The sequence below is a fragment of the Snodgrassella sp. ESL0304 genome (assembly GCF_013344995.1).
Lineage (GTDB): Bacteria > Pseudomonadota > Gammaproteobacteria > Burkholderiales > Neisseriaceae > Snodgrassella > Snodgrassella alvi.
The window spans coordinates 431049-448619 of the sequence record NZ_JAAEDR010000012.1; the positions used below are offsets into that span (position 1 = coordinate 431049).

Below are 17571 nucleotides of genomic sequence, written 5' to 3' on the forward strand. Positions count from 1 at the left end.
GCCTCAATCTTTCCTGGAAATATGCAATTAAATTGGATGTTAAAATGGTGCTAAACCAGTTTTTTTCAAGTATTTCAAATATTGAATAATTATTGAAAAATTCTGTATCAAGAAGATTTATTTTAAAAAGAGAAATATTAGCCGGACAAATATATATAGCATCTGAATTTAATATGTCCGGCCAGACAAACTAGCGAATTACCGGTTTATAGCGAATGCGTTTGGGTTTTGCACCTTCTTCGCCCAGACGACGTTTTTTATCAGCTTCATACTCCTGATAATTGCCATCAAAAAATACCCATTTTGATTCGCCTTCAGCAGCCAGAATATGTGTGGCAATCCGGTCAAGAAACCAGCGATCATGTGAAACGACGAGTACGCTGCCGGCAAATTCCAGTAAGGCCTCTTCAAGTGCACGCAGAGTTTCCACATCCAGATCATTTGATGGTTCATCCAGCAGCAATACATTACCACCGGAAATTAAAGTTTTGGCCAGATGCAGACGTCCGCGCTCACCTCCGGATAGTTTTCCTACAATTTTACTCTGGTCACTGCCTTTAAAGTTGAATCTGCCAAGATAGGCTCGGGCAGGAATTTCAAATTGTCCTACCTGTAAAATATCACGCCCTTCTGCTATTTCATCAAATACGTTTTTATCATCATGCAGACCGTGACGGCTCTGATCAACAATTGATAATTTTACTGTCTGACCAATCTTTACCTCACCCGTATCCGGCTGTTCCTGTCCGGTAATCAGTTTAAATAATGTAGATTTACCGGCTCCGTTTGGTCCGATAATTCCGACAATGGCACCAGGCGGAATTTTAAAACTTAAATCATCAATGAGTAATTTGTCACCAAAACTTTTGCTGACATGCTCAAACTCAATCACCTCATTACCCAGACGCTCAGCTACAGGAATAAATATTTCCTGAGTTTCATTACGTTTCTGATATTCGTAATTACTCATTTCTTCAAAACGCGCCAGACGCGCTTTAGATTTAGCCTGACGACCGCGTGCATTCTGTCTTACCCACTCAAGCTCTTGCTTCATGGCTTTAATTCTTGCGGCCTCGGTTTTAGCTTCGTTCTCCAGTCGGGCTTCTTTTTGTTCCAGCCATGAACTATAGTTACCTTTCCATGGAATACCATGCCCACGGTCTAATTCCAGAATCCACTCTGCAGCGTTATCCAGAAAATAGCGGTCATGCGTAACAGCTACTACTGTACCCGGAAAACGAACCAGAAACTGTTCCAGCCATTCTACTGATTCTGCATCAAGGTGATTAGTCGGTTCATCCAGTAACAGCATATCCGGCTTACTTAATAGCAATTTACATAATGCAACTCTGCGTTTTTCCCCGCCGGATAAATTACCAATCCGTGCATCCCATTCTGGTAACCGCAGTGCATCAGCAGCAATTTCCAGCTGATGTTCTAAATTATCTCCGGCCCCTGCCGCGATAATAGCTTCCAGCCGTGCCTGCTCTTCGGCCAGCGCATCAAAATCAGCATCCGGTTCTGCATAAGCAGCATAGACTTCTTCCAGTTTTTTCTGTGCACCGGCTACATCCCCCAAACCGGATTCCACTTCTTCTCTTACTGTTTTATCAGCATCAAGCTGTGGCTCCTGTGGTAAATAGCCGATTTTGATACCACTCATTGGAATGGCTTCACCTTCAAATTCGGTATCTACTCCGGCCATAATTTTTAAAACAGTGGATTTCCCTGCACCATTAAGTCCCAGCAAACCAATTTTGGCACCGGGAAAGAAAGATAAAGAAATATCCTTGATAATCTGTTTTTGAGGCGGCACGGTTTTACTTACGCGCAGCATTGAGTATACATATTGGCTCATAGTGTATTCATCAGTGTAAATTAGTCAGAATCAGCCTGAAAAGGAACGGCTAATAATTATGATTTTAATTTTAACATGCATATACCTGCTGTTAACGAATGCTTTGCGTTAAAATTTTTTCCAATATTTCATAGACCAGTAAAACCCGTTTTGGGGTAATCGTTTGATATGGGCGATAAAGATAAAATGACCAAATTTCAATTTCATGATTGTCGAATACGATAACCAACTCGCCCGAATCAAGATAACACTGGCAGTCCTGATGAGTAATCGGTGCAAAAATCCGACCGGCTAATACAGCTTGTAATAAGCTTTTTAAATCTGTAGTGACAACACTTGGATTGGCCAGCGGTATCGACAAGTCACCAATACACCAATCCCATGCTTTACCACTATTTGGATTAAAAATATTACCCACCGGAAATTTTTGTACCAATTCAAACATATCTTTTGGCAAACCGGTTTGAGCGATAAGTTTTGGCGAAGCCACAATCGGTTCTTGCAATGCGCAGATTTTTTTAGCAATCCAATGTTCATTAGGGTTTTTACTAATGCGAATGCCTATGTCAATTTGGTCGTTTACGGTTTTTAGAATATCAAAACCAGTCCGCCATTCGATATTAATTTGTGGATATGGAGCAAGTGCAGTCAATAAGCGATATAAAATGCGGTCAAAATATGGATACGATGGTAAGGTTATTCGAACCGTACCGCATAATTCATCTTCTGCGTTTTTAGATGTGCCAAATAGCTGTTCTTCTTCCTGCAAAAATCGTACTGCTTTAGGTACAAATGCCTCGCCAAAATCAGTTAAAGTAATACTTCGTGTATTCCGTTTAAATAGCGGCTCACCCAAATCCTCTTCTAATTCAGCGATCACTCGAGTGATTACTTGCGGTGAGACAGAAAATCGCGCTGCGGTTTTTTTTAAACTTAACACTTCTGCTGCTATCACAAAATATTTCAACGCATCTAATCGATTCATTTCATGATCTCATTTTTTGGAATTGTGTTTTCTTATTTTATTCATTTTAAGGAATAATTTAGAGGATTACAATTTATTTTAATTACTTAACAAGAGGGAATAAGCCATGAAAAACAAAATCACGTTAATAACTGGTGCAGCAATGGGAATTGGTCTGGCTTGCTCTGAAGCCTTTGCTAAAGAAGGTGCAACAGTAATCATGGCTGACATTAAAAAGCCTAATGAGCAAGCTCAAAAATTAGTGGATGCTGGTTATCATGCCGTAGCATATCAGTGTGACGTGTCTGACGTATATGCTGTTAAAAAAATGATTGAATGGATTGTGTTAACTTATGGACGCTTAGATGCGGCTCTTAATAATGCAGGAATTCAAACCCCACAACGTCCGATGGCTGAGATTACTAATGATGAATTTGATCGTACAGTAGCAGTAGATCTTAAAGGAGTATGGAATTGTATGCAGTTTGAAATTGAGCAAATGTTAAAACAGGGAGAAGGAGCTATTGTCAATACCTCATCACAAGGTGGTTTGACCGCCTTCTCAGGGCAAGCAGCCTATATTTCATGCAAGCACGGTGTAATTGGTCTGACCCGCACCGCATCATTAGATTATGCAGCAAAAAATATTAGGATCAATGCAGTCTGCCCAGGTGTTATTGCCACACCCATGTTAGAAGAATTAGTTACACGTAATCCAAAATTAGGTGAAGATTTAGTACGTGATATACCAGTCGGTCGTCTTGGCAAACCAAGTGAAATTGCGGATGCGGTGCTTTGGCTTTGTAGTTCTAAAGCTAGTTTTGTGCATGGTCATGCATTAGTAGTAGACGGTGGTTTTACTATCCATTAGTTCTACTTTTAAACACTCCTTCTAACAATAATTATTAAAAAACAAACTTAAAAAATCGACCTCATTTTTAGATAATGGATAAGGATTTTATTATGAGTATTTTATTTTCTGATCGTCATAATTCAAAATTATCTCCTACTATCGGAGCAGGTATATCCTCGGCTCACTCCGCTCAAGCATCAGACCCAAGTGCCTATCACTATATAGGTGGTAATGTAAAAACCAAAGCCTATGCCGCTTTTGATGAATCCGGAGAACTGGGTCAATGGGAGTTTGAACGCCGACCTGTAGGAGATAATGATGTTTTAATCGAAATCAAATATGCCAGTATTTGTCATTCAGATATTCATCAACAAAAAGGTGACTGGGGCAAACAGACCTATCCGCAAGTACCGGGTCATGAGATTACAGGCATTGTTGCTGCTGTAGGAAAAAATGTGACCAAATTTAAAGTAGGTGATCGTGCGGGTGTAGGTTGTATGGTCGATTCTTGTTTGGAGTGTGATTGTTGTAAAAATGGGTTAGAACAATATTGTGATAAAACGTTATTTACCTATGGTAATCCAGACAGCCGTGAACCAACCACAATCACACAAGGTGGTTATTCTACACACATTGTTGTACGCGACCATTTTGCAGTACATATTCCCGATAATATTAGCTTACCAGAAGCAGCGCCATTATTGTGTGCTGGTATAACTACATATTCACCACTAATGAAATATAAAATTAAATCAGGAGATAAAGTCGGCGTAGTAGGTATTGGTGGCTTAGGGCATTTAGCGGTAAAAATTGCAATTGCTAAAGGTGCCAAAGTTTATGCCTTTACAACCACTGCTGAAAAAGAACAGGACATCCGTCAACTTGGTGTAGAAGAAGTGATTGTGGTTGATGATCTCAGTAAATTACAACCATATAAGGGCAAATTAGATTATATGATTGCTACAGTTCCGGAACAGTTTGATGCGGCACAATATGGAGCAACTGTGAAGCCATTTGGTTATTTTACAGTGGTTGGAATGGGTAAAGATTTTATGCTCAATATTAGCAATTTTGTGATGTCATATTCACAGGTAAATTTTAATGCTTCAATGATTGGCGGTATTCCTGAAACTCAGGAGGTTTTAGATTTCTGTTCTAAAACGGGAGTACGTCCACAAATTCAAATGATCAGCGCAAATCAAATCAATCAAGCATGGAAAGATGTGATAGCTAAAAAAGCCCGATTTCGCTATGTAATTGATACCGCAACAATTTAGATATAATTAGCCAATTAAAGACAAGATATTGCGTCATAAATCATTCAAATTAGATATAGCATTGAAGAAAAATATGGTAGAACTTTTCGACTTTGTAGCGGTACAGCTTTACTTACGCGCAGCATTGAGTATACATATTGGCTCATAGCATATTCATCAGTGTAAATTAGTCAGAATCAGCCTGAAAGGAAGAGCTGATGATTATGATTTTAATTTTAGCATGCATATACCTGCTGTTTCCGAATGCTTTGCGTTAAAATACCACCATTTATTTCTTTGCTATCCTTCATGAATATAATCTCAACTCTGATAGATTTCATTTTACATATTGATCAGCACCTGCAATTTATTGTGACTCAATATGGAATATGGATTTATGTAATTCTGTTTGCTTTGATTTTTTGTGAAACCGGATTGGTAGTTACTCCGTTTCTGCCTGGGGATTCCTTGTTGTTTGCAGCCGGTGGAATCGCTGCTATAGGCGAGATGAATGTGCATTTTATGGTTGTGTTGTTACTGGCTGCCGCTATCATCGGTGATGCCGTGAATTTTTCAATCGGAAAAAAATTTGGTGCCCATCTGTTTGCAAATCCGCATTCGAAAATATTCAAACAAATTTATTTACACAAAACACAGGAATTTTATGCAAAGCATGGCGGAAAGACGATTATCATTGCCCGTTTTGTGCCAATAGTGCGTACATTCGCACCGTTTGTAGCCGGAATGGGACATATGCATTATGGTCATTTTATACGCTATAACTGTATTGGTGCTATCCTCTGGGTTGTGCTGTTTTCTTATGCCGGGTATTTTTTTGGTAATCTGCCATTCATTAAACAGAATCTTTCTCTGGCACTGATTATTATCATTGCTGTTTCTCTATTGCCGGCTGTTATAGAAATACTGCGCCACAGATTTGCAGCTTCAAAGCAAAATTAAATATTCTTTTCTGCTGTTAATAACGATATTACAGGCATGTTATGAGTCAGATACATGTATTACCCGATCATTTAATTAACCAGATAGCTGCCGGAGAAGTGATTGAACGTCCGGCCAATGCACTGAAAGAAATAATTGAAAACAGTCTGGATGCGGGAGCCAGCCATATTGATATTCAGCTGGAAGCCGGTGGTATCAAACGTTTGTCAGTTACTGATGATGGCCAGGGCATAGATAAGACAGATATTCCGCTAGCTTTACATCGTCATGCAACGAGTAAAATCAGTTCTCTGGAAGATCTGGAAAAGGTAGTAAGCATGGGTTTTCGTGGTGAAGGTCTGGCCAGTATTGCCTCAGTCAGCCGCCTGACTCTGACTAGTCGTACGGATTTGGATAATCACGCAACTCAAATTTACGCAGAAGACGGTAAACTCAGTGATGTTAAACCAGCTGCACATTCCACTGGAACGACTGTTGATGTAGTTGAACTTTTTTTCAACACACCGGCAAGGCGTCAGTTTCTTAAATCTCCTGCAACTGAGTTTGCTCATTGTCGTACCATGGTAGAACGTCTGGCACTGGCTCATCCTGAAGTAGCATTCAGTTTACAGCATAATAATAAAAATATACTTTCATTGCCTGCACAATCCCTGCAAGAGCGCTGCTCAGTCATTATGGGAGCAGATTTTACCGCTGCCAGCCTGAGTGTTGACGAAAAACTCAATGAAATGCGTTTACACGGACTCATTAGTAAACCCACTTTTACACATGGTAAAACCAGCCAGCAATATATTTTTGTCAATCAGCGATTTGTACGGGATAAAATTATTCTGCATGCAGTTAAACAGGCATATAACGATGTTTTACATCAGGCTTTAACACCTGCATTTATCCTGTTTCTTACCTTGCCGCCTACCGAAGTTGATGCAAATGTCCATCCAACCAAAACTGAAGTGCGTTTCCGCCAGGGTCAGGCTGTACATCAGCTTGTATTTCATACTTTGAATAAATGTCTGGCTTCTACGAATGCCAGCCATACCACCTCTGTATCCCAGCCGGAAACAGCACTCAAAGATATTATGCAAAAACAGCCGGCTGAAGTTCAACAAGTATTTGGTTCTAATAAAATCAATACTGCAATACAGTCTCCGGCACCATATCAGCGAAGCCATACACCGGTTCAGCGCAATCTGAGTTTAAAAGAATCACAGAGTGCTCTGAATACTTATGCTGAATTATATAAATCAGAACCAGTACTTGAAAACAATACAATCAGTATCCCACAATCAGCAGAAGTTGATAATGAACTGGCCAACCTGGAGCAAGTACGCGGTATAGATTCTACTTATCAATCAATACAGGCAAATGAAACGATAGTTCCCCCACTGGGATATGCTATTGCCCAGCTACTTGATATCTATATTCTGGCACAAGCAGAAGACGCACTTATTCTGGTCGATATGCATGCTAGTGCCGAACGAGTAAATTATGAAAAAATGAAGCAACAGCGTGATGCAACGGGTAAAGTAAGTAGTCAGACATTACTGATTCCAATCCGCTTTAATGCCAGCCATGAAGAAATTGCCCTGGCAAATGAATATGCTGCTACTTTACAAGATTATGGTCTGGATATTTCGGTTGAAAATCATCAGCAATTGGTGGTGCATACCGTACCGGCTATGCTGGTAAAAAGCGATATTAAGCTGCTGGTACAGGAAGTTTTGGATGATTTAATGAAAATTGGCAGCAGCGAAGTCATCAGGGAACGGGAAAACCGCATTCTTTCCACTTTAGCCTGTCATGGTTCAGTACGTGCAGGACGTAAATTAACTTTACCGGAGATGAATGCATTACTGCGCGATATGGAAAATACAGAACGTGCTAATCAGTGTAATCATGGTCGCCCTACATGGGTAAAACTTCGCTTACAGGATTTGGATGCTTTATTTTTGAGAGGACAATAAATAATTATCTATACTAAAATTTGATATATGAATTAATAAAAAACCTCTTAATCAGCAAGATTAAGAGGTTTTATACTAATGGTAGTTAGTGATTAGTGGCAGCTTGAGGGATAGAAGCAGTTTCAGACGCTGCCGGTAATTCAGCATAATCCGGCTCAGGTTCTGATTCGGTATTCCACATTTTGCCATTCAGATAAAGCTTGCCGCCCAATAATTTCAGATGAGTTTTAATAACCCCATTGTCGACCTGTATATAGCCTTTGGTCTGCATGGATTTAACCGCACTATCAATCATCAAGCGGATTGTCTGATCAATATCTTCAAGAGCTTCCGGCCCCCCTGCACTGGCATCCACAGTAAAAAAGGCACGCGCCTGACTGATGGCAAAATTTTCCATTACCGCCTGAGGAATGGCAAAGTCCATCTCTGACTCAGTTTTGTTCAGCATTAATCCAAACTGCTGCATATCAGAGGCAAGCAGGTTTTTAAAACCAAGGCTGCCATGTATATCTATTAAGCCCTGCGGCATTTGCAATTTAAAACTGTTCAGTTTAATAAGCGGGTCATGAGTAAACAGTCCCTGCCCCTCATTACGTACAGCAGATACAATTGCTGCGCGAAGTTGCTCATTATTCAGATTCTGAGTTGATAACTGAGTAATTTTGTTATTGATCGCCACCAGACTGGCTGCATCCAGATGTTCGGCAGATGCATCAATATCCAGCGGACCATAAACATCATTGCCATACTCTAATTTAGCAAAACCAAATTTACCATTACTATTAATCCACTGATCTTTTTCCTGAGTAGAAGTAGCCAGTTTCAGATCCTGAATGTTAATTTTGGCAGGAATACTGCTACCAGCCGGACTAATAAATGCACCTATCTGCAAATTAGTTACCAGATTAACCAGCTGATCTAAACGGATACTGTTATCAGATGCATCATTCCATGTAAATGTAATGTTTTTGATACTCAGATCACTATTACCTAAAGCCAGTGATGTTTTACCATGTTCTGTATGGCTGTTCAGCTTTAAATCCTGATAAGACGCATGTCCTTTAGTCGCCAGAATCACATCCAGGCCGGGACTGACAGTATGGCTATCATAACTATTAAAATCTTTAGCATAATCAATTGTTGAATCCAGCCCCTGCCAATTGATTTTAATTCCGGATAACTCTTCATAATTGAATTTCGGAATTACAACATGTATTTGTCCGCTTCCACTTAGATTAATAGTATTTTCAAGCTGTAGTGGCGCGTTCTGACCAAAAAAACGATCAAGAATCTGTTTTGCCTGAGGCGTGAACTGCAGCTCAGTTTCTACATGAGCCCGTACAGGACGAATACTACCGGCAAATAACCCATGATGGACATGATTAACCAAAGTAATCGGTTGTTGCAGTACCGTGCGTACATTATCCGGTAACTGTTGCTGTACACCGGCAAAAAAACTGGGTTTAAAGCGAATCTGCATAGTCTCTGTTGAACTAAACCAGCCGCGTTCATAGTTCTGCTTTTCAATCAGCAGAAAAGAATTTTTGGCAAGTAAAGCACGCTGTTCGTCCAGACTTTGCTGGGCTTTAATACCCAGATAATATGGCAAACCCAGTAAAATCAGTAATACAACCGCCACTAAGGCAGCAACAATCGTTACAATACGTTTATTCATGCTTGAAATGTCTTATATATCTACGTTCTGCAAGATTAGCAGGATAACATCAAACAGAGCATTTGTCCGCCGGGTTTGCTGCTGATAACTGCCCTGGTTTCATTCCGGTATCTGCAAATCAGACCCGAAAAATAAAAATATTAATTGTTTGGTAGGGTGTTTACCTGAAGCCGCTGCCGCTGTTGTTCAAATAAACAAATAGTTGCAGCCATAGCCACGTTAAGAGATTCAGTCTGACCGGTCATGGGAATAATTACGAGTCTGGAAGCAGCTTGTAGCATTTTTGCACTCAGCCCGCTTCCTTCATTGCCAAATATCCAGCCGGCAGGTTCGTTCAGATTTAATGTATAAAGACTATGCGACTCAGGACTCAATGCCGTAGCATACAACGGATAGACATAATCTGTACACCAGGCTGTTAAATCGGAAACAGTCTGTATATTCAAATAGGCATGCGCGCCCATTGCCGCACGTAATACTTTGGGTGACCAGACATCGACACTGTCTTTGCTCAGTACAATATTATGAACACCGGCAGCCAGAGCACTGCGTAAAATGGTGCCAGTATTACCGGGATCCTGTACTCTTTCTAAAAGAATAACATCCTGAATATCTGATGCAGATACAACCTCCGGTAACTTCACTATTGCCACAGGTTCTCTTGAATTAACTAAATCACTGATTTTATCCAGCAGATTGTTGGCAACCAGTACAACCTGATGTGCCGGAATCGCTGCGAGTAAATCAGAAATTTCCGAGTCATGAATACGCTGTTGCGGTAAATATAATGTCTGAATTAAATATCCTGCCTGAATGAATGTTTCAATCAGATGAACACCTTCCAGTACAGCAAGCTGATGCTGACGGCGGTAATGAGACTGAGCAATTAATCTGGACAAATGCTTTAGCTCATTATTACTGGCAGATTGTATAATTTTATAACTCATACAATATTCTGGCTTTCTTCTAATTGCTGATTAAGAACCTGACTGATTTGATTAACGGCTGCTAAAGTACGCAGCTGGGTAAATAACTTTCCGGCTTCAGGGTAATTTAATTTAAGCATGCCCAGCCATTGCTTTAGTCTGGATACCGGATAAGCAGAACCCTCGGCAGCTTTATCACAGCAACTATTAAAAAAATCATTAATCCACGGCAGAATTTCTTGCCATGATAGTGCAGATATTACTTGCCCATGATTATAGGCAGCAATTTGGCGTGCCAGATCCGGACATTGAATTGCCCCGCGCCCCAGCATAACATCTTTACAATTACTAACAGCACGGATTTTCTGATAATCAGCCAGTGTAAATACATCACCATTGGCAATAACCGGAATACGAACTACCTGATTAATACGCCCTATCCATTCCCAATGAGCGGGAGGCCGGTATCCTTCGCTTTTTGTACGTGCATGTACGGTTAGCTGCTGTGCACCACCCTGTTCTATGGCCTGTGCACAATCTAGAGCCAGATCTTTATTTTCATAACCCAGACGCATTTTGGCACTCAGCATAAATTTATCTGGCAGGCTTTTGCGTACTTTGGCTACTATTTGTTCAATTTTATCCGGATATTGCAGGAGAACTGCACCACCCTGATGCTGGTTAACAGTAGGAGCCGGGCAACCAAAATTCAAATCAATATGTGTAGCCCCCAGTTCAACCACTTTTTGAGCATTCAGTGCCATATTTTCTGCATCGCTTCCTAATATCTGTACGGCCACAGCAGTACCGGCCTGAGTTTGATTATTATTTGCCAGTTCAGGCATATATTTCAGCCAGATAGAGCGACCATGAATGGTATGAGTTATGCGCACAAATTCGGTAACACAAACATCAAATCCGCCAATGCGTGTTAGCAGATCGCGCATTGGCGCATCTATTAAACCCTGCATAGGCGCCAAAAATAATTTTGGTACAGTACTTTTAGTTTGCAAAATAATACAGCTCACACAAATTACAATTACTTAAATCAAAAAACAACGCAACTCGTTTTATAAACAAGTTGCGTCGACAATTATAAAATAAAATTGCTTTTAAAAGCTTTAATCGCGTAATGTTTCAATCAGATCGATTAATAATTCAACATCTTCTTTTTTCAATACTTCAAAGCCGTCATTTAAACCCAAGTCCTCCAGCAACATTTCACCAGCCGGAGTATCACGCATGGTACTGAATGCATTCTGTAAGTTTTCCAGCATTTCTGCATTACGCGGATGCAATAAAATCAAATGATATAAATCATTGATTTTACTTTCAATTAACAGATTTAAGCGACTACGTGTAATAGCAGTTAATTTATGATAGGCAGAGGACATAAATAAACCAATATTACCCTGTTTCTGAATCAGTCCGCGGGCAACAGCTGCAAAAGATTCACTTTTAATCCACGTTAAATCTTTTTCATCTATATCAACGGCTTCCAACAGTCGCAAAGCAATTAGTTTAACATCGTAATTCTCTGTACACAGAATTGACATACCGGGTTTGATATCTGCAAGTGACTTGATCTCACTGTCTGCACTACTGGCAATAATCATCTCATCAAAACAATTGACGGGCTTTACCACCGGCAAATAATCAAGTTCGCGAATAAGCTTGGAAGCATTGAACGGATTAGCATAGATAATATCAACATTATCCTTATCAATTTCCTGCTGTTCTTCTTCAGCATTGCTGGCCATAGATAAATGCACCGGTGCATCAATCAGCCGTTGCAGGCGAGTATTAAGAAAATGCCAGCCGGCATAGTATTCAGGAGGAAAGTCTGGGGCAATTAAAAAATTGATTGTCATGAGTCACCCCGCTCTTCTTTCATGAGGCCTTCATATAATGCCTGCATTTCTAATACTTTACTGCGGGAAGGTTTACGTCGTACAGAGGTATAGCCTTCAATAACACCATCGCGGATATTAGGTACTATCGTAGCGTAAACCCAGTAAAAACCACCGTCTTTACGCAGGTTTTTTACATAGCCATGCCATTTCTTTCCTTGCTCTACAGTATCCCACAAATCTTTATAAGCTACTTTGGGCATATCAGGATGGCGTAAAATATAGTGCTCGGCACCCATCAGTTCATCGCGCGACCAGCCACTCATGTGTACAAACACTTCATTTGCATGAGTAATAATTCCCTTCAGATCTGTTCTGGAAGTAATCAGACAGCCATCAGGAAACTCTGTTTCTACATCAGTACAATATACCGTGCGTTTCACACCATCGTAATGTGTCAATTCAAATGTGCGGTGTTCGATTTCTGGCACTTTCATTGGTGAAATCATTATGACTCCATTTTCTTGAATGTGGACAACCAAGCAAATAATGCAAAAATTAATTTGCAATATATATTGCGCCGATTAGCAAAAGAACACAAAGCATTTAATCAGGTTGTGTAAAAAAAGACACTATTTATTGACACGAATCAATCAATATTCAACTTAATGTAAAAAAAAATATACACTGATTAATTAGATATAACATACAGTTGAGACATCTATCACCTCCAAAAAGCTCTATATTTACCGTTTCTTTGAGGACTCAGACTGATATAAACCAGCCCATTTCATAACATTGGCTACTTCAAATTCATTCAGTTCGTAATACTGACCACGTTTCAGCCTATTTGGTAAAGCAATCGGTCCAAAACGTACACGAACCAGACGGCTTACGGTCAGCCCCTGACTTTCAAATAAACGCCTTACCTCTCGGTTGCGACCCTCTTTAATGATGATGTTGTACCATTTATTCGCTCCTTCGCCACCCTGTTCCCACAGATGCTGAGCCTGAGCAATACCATCTTCCAGTTCGACACCATTGAGCAAACTCTGTTTCTGTTCTTCACTCAGTTCACCCAGAACACGAACAGCATATTCGCGTTCTACTTCAAAACTCGGATGAGCAAACCGGTTAACCAGTTCGCCGGAGGTGGTTAATATCAATAATCCGCATGTATTGATATCCAGACGACCAATGGCTACCCAGCGACTGCTGGCTGTCTGAGGCAATCGGTCAAATACACTGACCCTTCCCTGCGGATCATCACGGCTGACAATTTCACCTTCTTGTTTGTAATAAACCATAATGCGCGGCAAACGATCCGGCCATTTGATATTAATAGCAGAACCGCGCACACTGACTTCATCATCCGGCGTGATTTTGTCTCCCAATTGAGCCACTTTACCGTTAATACGTACCAGCCCCTGACTAATCCACTGCTCCATTTCCCGTCTTGAACCGGCACCAGAAGCGGCAAGAGCTTTTTGCAGTCTTACAGGTTCCATTTTTTCCAGACTGATACGCTGTTCTTTCAACATCCGTGCCCGTTGCTGAATTTCTTGATTAGGCGTACGCTGCACCAGTTTTTTGGCACGCTGAACTTTCGTTTTTGTATTAGCTGTAATTACAGAACTATCCGCTTTACCACCAGTATTATTTTGCTGTCTGAGAGCTGATTTGGTCTTATTGCCAGAGTGCCGCCCGGAAACATGTTTATTGCTTTTACTGGCTACTCCGTCACGTATCTGACGTTTAGTTAATTTTTTCTTGGCTTGATTCATTCATATACTCCTATCTGTCTTCAGACAGTTCTTCTGCGGTAGACTGATCTACGGCAGGTTCATTTAAATCAGGTAAGACAAGTTCACCCAATTCTGTTAATGGTGGTAACTGGCTTAAATCTTCCAGCTGCAAATCACTCAGAAAGCCAGCTGTGGTAGCCCATAAATTTGGCCGTCCCAGGCTATCACGCTGTCCGATAATTTCTATCCAGCCTCGATCCTGTAATGTTTGTAAAACATTACTTGAGACAGCAACACCACGGATAGCCTCAATATCACTTCGCGTTACCGGCTGCTGGTAGGCAATGATGGCCAGTGTTTCCAGTACAGCCCGGGAATAACGGGGGGTGCGCTGAACATCCAGACTGGCCAAACGGGGATAAGCCGCATGAGTAACCTGAAAGCGCCAGCCCTCAGCACTATGCACCAGATTAAGTGCCCTTTCCTGCCAGCGTATTTGCAGTGCTTGCAGTATGCTGGTTAACTCATCTGATGATAAAGGTGGTTCAGTAAGAGCAGACAAAGTTTTTTCACTTAATGCCTCACTTTGGGTCAGCAATGCAGCTTCAATTAATGCATCGATAGAAACAGATTGATTCATAGTCATATATTTCTATACTTAAATTGAAATCCGTTTTAAATAATCTATAAAGATTAACCTTTGCGCGCAGCTTTTCTGGCTGCCCGTTCTGCCTTAAGCTGTGCTTCATGCTGCTGACCTTTTTTCAACCAAACTGCCCACTGATTGGGCGTTTCCAATGTAATACGACCGATTAGTCCGTCACGAAAATCGGTCAGCAGGCGTTCAGCAGCTTTCTGGTAATCAATGCGCCCGCCACTTAATAATGCACCACGCTTTTTACCTACCCATTCTAACCATTGATCATCAAGCCAGTGCGGGCTTTCGCTCAGGTCAGCCTGATAGCGTTGCTGTAGTAATGGCAAATAATGCCGGCGCAGATAATCCAGTAATTCCAGTGCTACCACCTCTTCATCCAAGGCATTGCGACCCACAGCCCCACTGGCAGCTAAATTATAACCGGCCTCCTCAACTATAATTTTCGGCCATAACATTCCGGGCGTGTCGTATAACCAGAAATCATCAGCCAGTATCAGTCGCTGTTCAGCCTTAGTAATACCCGGTTCATTACCGGTTTTAGCACTGCGTTTACCCAGCATGCCATTAATTAAGGTAGATTTACCTACATTGGGAATACCGCAAATAAGCACTCTCAGAGGTCTGTCCAAACCGTAGCGATTAGGAACCAGTGCACGGCTGGCCGCAATAATTCTGTTAGCAGCCTGCTTTTCTGATGCATCCAGTGCCAAGACATTAGTATTGGGCTGGGAACGGTAATCAGCCAGCCACAACTCTGTGCGCTCGGGATCAGCTAAGTCCTGCTTATTCAGAATTTTTAATTTTGGTTTATTCCCGGACAGTTTTGCCAGCAAAGGATTGGCACTGGAAGCAGGCAGGCGGGCATCCAGCACTTCAATTACCATATCCACGCTCTTTATCCGTTCGGCAATGACTTTTTTGGCTTTGTTCATATGCCCGGGGTACCACTGAATAGCCATAAACTGTCCTTGTCTGAAATCAAAAATATCAAAACTGAAAACATTCAGGCAGCCTGACATCAGGCTGCCTGAATAACGCATAATGCGTATTATACCGTTTTTTCAGAATGATTACTTAATTCTAACTGTCTGTGCCGAATCAATACTGAATAAGCATTTAACCTGTTTGCCAGTGCTTCTACAATATAAGCAGAACGATGCTGACCACCAGTACAGCCGATGCCAATATTAACATAACTGCGACTTTCTTTTTCCATGTGCGGTAACCAGCGCAATAGAAAACCGGATAAATCATCTATCATTTCTGCCATAACTGGCTGTCCGGAAAAAAATGTCTTTACAGGTTCATCCAGACCACTATACGGACGTAAGTGGAAATCGTAATAGGGATTAGGTAAAAAACGCACATCAAAAACGAAATCAAGACCGGCAGGTACACCAAATTTATAACCAAAAGACTCCAGAACAACACGCATTGGCGCTACCGGCAAGTGCAACCATTGCTGAATCTGACGGCGCAATTGCGGTACATTCAGTAATGAAGTATCTATTACATAAGCATAGCTTTGCAAAGTGGACATGTATTGCTGTTCAGCAGAAACACTCTCACTTAATGTTTTATGTTCCCGTGCCAATGGATGGCTGCGGCGTGTTTCTGAAAACCGGCGCAGTAAAACGGCTACTGAAGAAGTTAAAAACAGCAAATCTACCTGATGTCCCAGAGTACGTAACTGTGTGACCAGTTCCAATAGATCTGCAGGGTTGAAGCGTGAACGGATATCTACGCTTACGCCAAGTTGCGCTACATGACTGGCTGCATAGTGTTCAATTAGACCAGGCAACAGCTTTACTGGTAAATTATCAACACAGACAAAGCCAACATCTTCCAGTAAACGTAAAGCAATGGATTTTCCGGAACCGGATAATCCGCTAATCAATACTATCCTCATGATTCACCGCATCCTCTTTCAGCATTGAATTATGACGATCCAGAAATTGCTTGGTACTGTCCTGACCACGCATTTGTAAAATAAAGTTACTGACAGCAGCTTCTACCAATACAGCCAGATTTCGACCCACTGCTACCGGCAGAGTAACACTGCGAATAGATACATTGAGAATGCTTTCAGTTTCACTTTTTATACTCAGACGGTCAATCCTTTGCATATGGGTATCATCGGCCAATACCAGATTGATTATCAACTGTAACTGCTTTTTGGGTCGTACAGCAGTTTCACCGAAAATTGCCCGTATATTCAAAACACCAAGACCGCGCACTTCAAGAAAATCTTTCAGCATAGCCGGACAGCGGCCTTCAAGTGTTTCCGGCCCGATACGGTATAACTCCACCGCATCATCTGCCACCAAGCCATGTCCGCGTGATATTAGTTCCAGTGCCAGTTCGCTTTTACCCAGACCTGACTGACCGGTTATCAGCACACCAACTTCAAATACATCCAGAAATACGCCGTATTTAACTGTAGAAGCTGCCAGCACCCTCTGCAGATAAATTCGCAAAACATCCATCAGAAAAGGGCTTTCTGTTTTGGATGTCAGCAAAGGAACATTATGCGTATGACAATAATCACGCAGCATATAGGGCACAGGTAAATCATTTGCGACTATGATCAGTGACATAGTCAAATCGAACAATTCATTAAGCGTGGTTTTGATTTCACCCGCTTCAATTTTATTCAGATACTCGACTTCTGCAATCCCGATTACCTGTACCTGATTGGGATGAATAAAATTCAGATGTCCTACCAGCGCCAGTACCGGCTTATCGGCGTCAATACTGATACGGTTATCCGCACCGGCTGTGCCGGCAGACCATGCAAGTTTCAGTTTTGTCTGATTGTCATGATATAAGCGCCGTACCGAAATACTGGGCATAGTAATGTTT

Annotated in this window: 16 protein-coding genes; 4 read left to right on the forward strand and 12 right to left on the reverse strand. The window is 41.3% G+C overall.

Going from position 1 to position 17571, the window contains the following annotated elements:
- Positions 1–190: 190 nt before the first annotated feature.
- Positions 191–1858, reverse strand: coding sequence for an energy-dependent translational throttle protein EttA (gene ettA, locus GYX91_RS05555; protein ID WP_025330751.1), 1668 nt, complete (start codon positions 1856–1858; stop codon positions 191–193).
- Positions 1859–1949: 91 nt separating this feature from the next.
- On the reverse strand, positions 1950–2843 hold the full coding sequence (locus tag GYX91_RS05560) for a LysR family transcriptional regulator (RefSeq protein WP_174830147.1): 894 nt from the start codon (positions 2841–2843) through the stop codon (positions 1950–1952).
- A 106-nt stretch (positions 2844–2949) separates the two neighbouring features.
- Here GYX91_RS05560 and GYX91_RS05565 point away from each other — a divergent pair, with 106 nt between their 5' ends.
- The 4 genes from GYX91_RS05565 to mutL all read left to right on the forward strand — a co-directional run bounded on the left by GYX91_RS05565 (position 2950) and on the right by mutL (position 7855).
- Positions 2950–3693 carry a glucose 1-dehydrogenase gene (locus GYX91_RS05565; protein ID WP_084565693.1) on the forward strand — a complete coding sequence of 248 codons (744 nt, stop codon included), beginning with the start codon at positions 2950–2952 and terminating at the stop codon, positions 3691–3693.
- A 92-nt stretch (positions 3694–3785) separates the two neighbouring features.
- Positions 3786–4952 carry an NAD(P)-dependent alcohol dehydrogenase gene (locus tag GYX91_RS05570; RefSeq protein ID WP_174830148.1) on the forward strand — a complete coding sequence of 389 codons (1167 nt, stop codon included), beginning with the start codon at positions 3786–3788 and terminating at the stop codon, positions 4950–4952.
- A gap of 294 nt (positions 4953–5246) precedes the next feature.
- Positions 5247–5891, forward strand: a complete 645-nt coding sequence (locus tag GYX91_RS05575) for a DedA family protein (protein WP_084554406.1) — start codon at positions 5247–5249, stop codon at positions 5889–5891.
- 41 nt (positions 5892–5932) lie between these two features.
- Complete coding sequence (mutL, locus tag GYX91_RS05580) at positions 5933–7855, forward strand: DNA mismatch repair endonuclease MutL (protein ID WP_174830149.1); 1923 nt, start codon at positions 5933–5935, stop codon at positions 7853–7855.
- An 85-nt stretch (positions 7856–7940) separates the two neighbouring features.
- On the opposite strand, the gene GYX91_RS05585 is transcribed toward mutL, so the two are convergent.
- The 10 genes from GYX91_RS05585 to hprK all read right to left on the reverse strand — a co-directional run bounded on the left by GYX91_RS05585 (position 7941) and on the right by hprK (position 17561).
- Positions 7941–9530 (reverse strand): YdgA family protein, encoded by a 1590-nt coding sequence (locus GYX91_RS05585; RefSeq protein WP_174830150.1) that lies wholly within the window; start codon positions 9528–9530, stop codon positions 7941–7943.
- Between the two features lie 140 nt (positions 9531–9670).
- Positions 9671–10477 (reverse strand): RNA methyltransferase, encoded by an 807-nt coding sequence (locus GYX91_RS05590; protein ID WP_174830151.1) that lies wholly within the window; start codon positions 10475–10477, stop codon positions 9671–9673.
- Positions 10474–11427 (reverse strand): tRNA-dihydrouridine synthase, encoded by a 954-nt coding sequence (locus tag GYX91_RS05595; protein ID WP_174830152.1) that lies wholly within the window; start codon positions 11425–11427, stop codon positions 10474–10476. The genes GYX91_RS05590 and GYX91_RS05595 overlap by 4 nt, the downstream gene beginning before the upstream one ends.
- Positions 11428–11577: 150 nt before the next feature.
- The gene (locus tag GYX91_RS05600) at positions 11578–12327 is read right to left on the reverse strand and encodes a phosphate/phosphite/phosphonate ABC transporter substrate-binding protein (protein WP_174830153.1); all 750 of its coding nucleotides are present in this window, start codon (positions 12325–12327) and stop codon (positions 11578–11580) included.
- Positions 12324–12815, reverse strand: a complete 492-nt coding sequence (locus GYX91_RS05605; protein WP_232335786.1) for a PAS domain-containing protein — start codon at positions 12813–12815, stop codon at positions 12324–12326. Before GYX91_RS05605 ends, GYX91_RS05600 begins: the two co-directional genes overlap by 4 nt.
- A gap of 237 nt (positions 12816–13052) precedes the next feature.
- Positions 13053–14090, reverse strand: a complete 1038-nt coding sequence (locus GYX91_RS05610) for a pseudouridine synthase (protein WP_174830154.1) — start codon at positions 14088–14090, stop codon at positions 13053–13055.
- Between the two features lie 10 nt (positions 14091–14100).
- Positions 14101–14691, reverse strand: coding sequence for an SMC-Scp complex subunit ScpB (locus tag GYX91_RS05615; protein WP_174830169.1), 591 nt, complete (start codon positions 14689–14691; stop codon positions 14101–14103).
- 53 nt (positions 14692–14744) lie between these two features.
- Positions 14745–15668: a ribosome biogenesis GTPase YlqF gene (gene ylqF, locus GYX91_RS05620; protein ID WP_174830170.1), complete on the reverse strand. Its 924-nt coding sequence runs from the start codon at positions 15666–15668 to the stop codon at positions 14745–14747.
- An 89-nt stretch (positions 15669–15757) separates the two neighbouring features.
- Positions 15758–16618, reverse strand: a complete 861-nt coding sequence (gene rapZ / locus GYX91_RS05625) for an RNase adapter RapZ (RefSeq protein ID WP_174830155.1) — start codon at positions 16616–16618, stop codon at positions 15758–15760.
- Positions 16599–17561, reverse strand: coding sequence for an HPr(Ser) kinase/phosphatase (hprK, locus tag GYX91_RS05630; RefSeq protein ID WP_025330762.1), 963 nt, complete (start codon positions 17559–17561; stop codon positions 16599–16601). The genes rapZ and hprK overlap by 20 nt, the downstream gene beginning before the upstream one ends.
- Positions 17562–17571: the final 10 nt, after the last annotated feature.

Coding starts and splice junctions, on each gene's coding strand:
- ettA (WP_025330751.1), bottom strand. CDS start 1,858: ATGAGCCAATATGTATACTCAATGCTGCGCGTAAGTAAAACCGTGCCG.
- GYX91_RS05560 (WP_174830147.1), bottom strand. CDS start 2,843: ATGAATCGATTAGATGCGTTGAAATATTTTGTGATAGCAGCAGAAGTG.
- GYX91_RS05565 (WP_084565693.1), top strand. CDS start 2,950: ATGAAAAACAAAATCACGTTAATAACTGGTGCAGCAATGGGAATTGGT.
- GYX91_RS05570 (WP_174830148.1), top strand. CDS start 3,786: ATGAGTATTTTATTTTCTGATCGTCATAATTCAAAATTATCTCCTACT.
- mutL (WP_174830149.1), top strand. CDS start 5,933: ATGAGTCAGATACATGTATTACCCGATCATTTAATTAACCAGATAGCT.
- GYX91_RS05585 (WP_174830150.1), bottom strand. CDS start 9,530: ATGAATAAACGTATTGTAACGATTGTTGCTGCCTTAGTGGCGGTTGTA.
- GYX91_RS05590 (WP_174830151.1), bottom strand. CDS start 10,477: ATGAGTTATAAAATTATACAATCTGCCAGTAATAATGAGCTAAAGCAT.
- GYX91_RS05595 (WP_174830152.1), bottom strand. CDS start 11,427: ATGCAGGGTTTAATAGATGCGCCAATGCGCGATCTGCTAACACGCATT.
- GYX91_RS05600 (WP_174830153.1), bottom strand. CDS start 12,327: ATGACAATCAATTTTTTAATTGCCCCAGACTTTCCTCCTGAATACTAT.
- GYX91_RS05605 (WP_232335786.1), bottom strand. CDS start 12,815: ATGATTTCACCAATGAAAGTGCCAGAAATCGAACACCGCACATTTGAA.
- GYX91_RS05610 (WP_174830154.1), bottom strand. CDS start 14,090: ATGAATCAAGCCAAGAAAAAATTAACTAAACGTCAGATACGTGACGGA.
- GYX91_RS05615 (WP_174830169.1), bottom strand. CDS start 14,691: ATGAATCAATCTGTTTCTATCGATGCATTAATTGAAGCTGCATTGCTG.
- ylqF (WP_174830170.1), bottom strand. CDS start 15,668: ATGGCTATTCAGTGGTACCCCGGGCATATGAACAAAGCCAAAAAAGTC.
- rapZ (WP_174830155.1), bottom strand. CDS start 16,618: ATGAGGATAGTATTGATTAGCGGATTATCCGGTTCCGGAAAATCCATT.
- hprK (WP_025330762.1), bottom strand. CDS start 17,561: ATGCCCAGTATTTCGGTACGGCGCTTATATCATGACAATCAGACAAAA.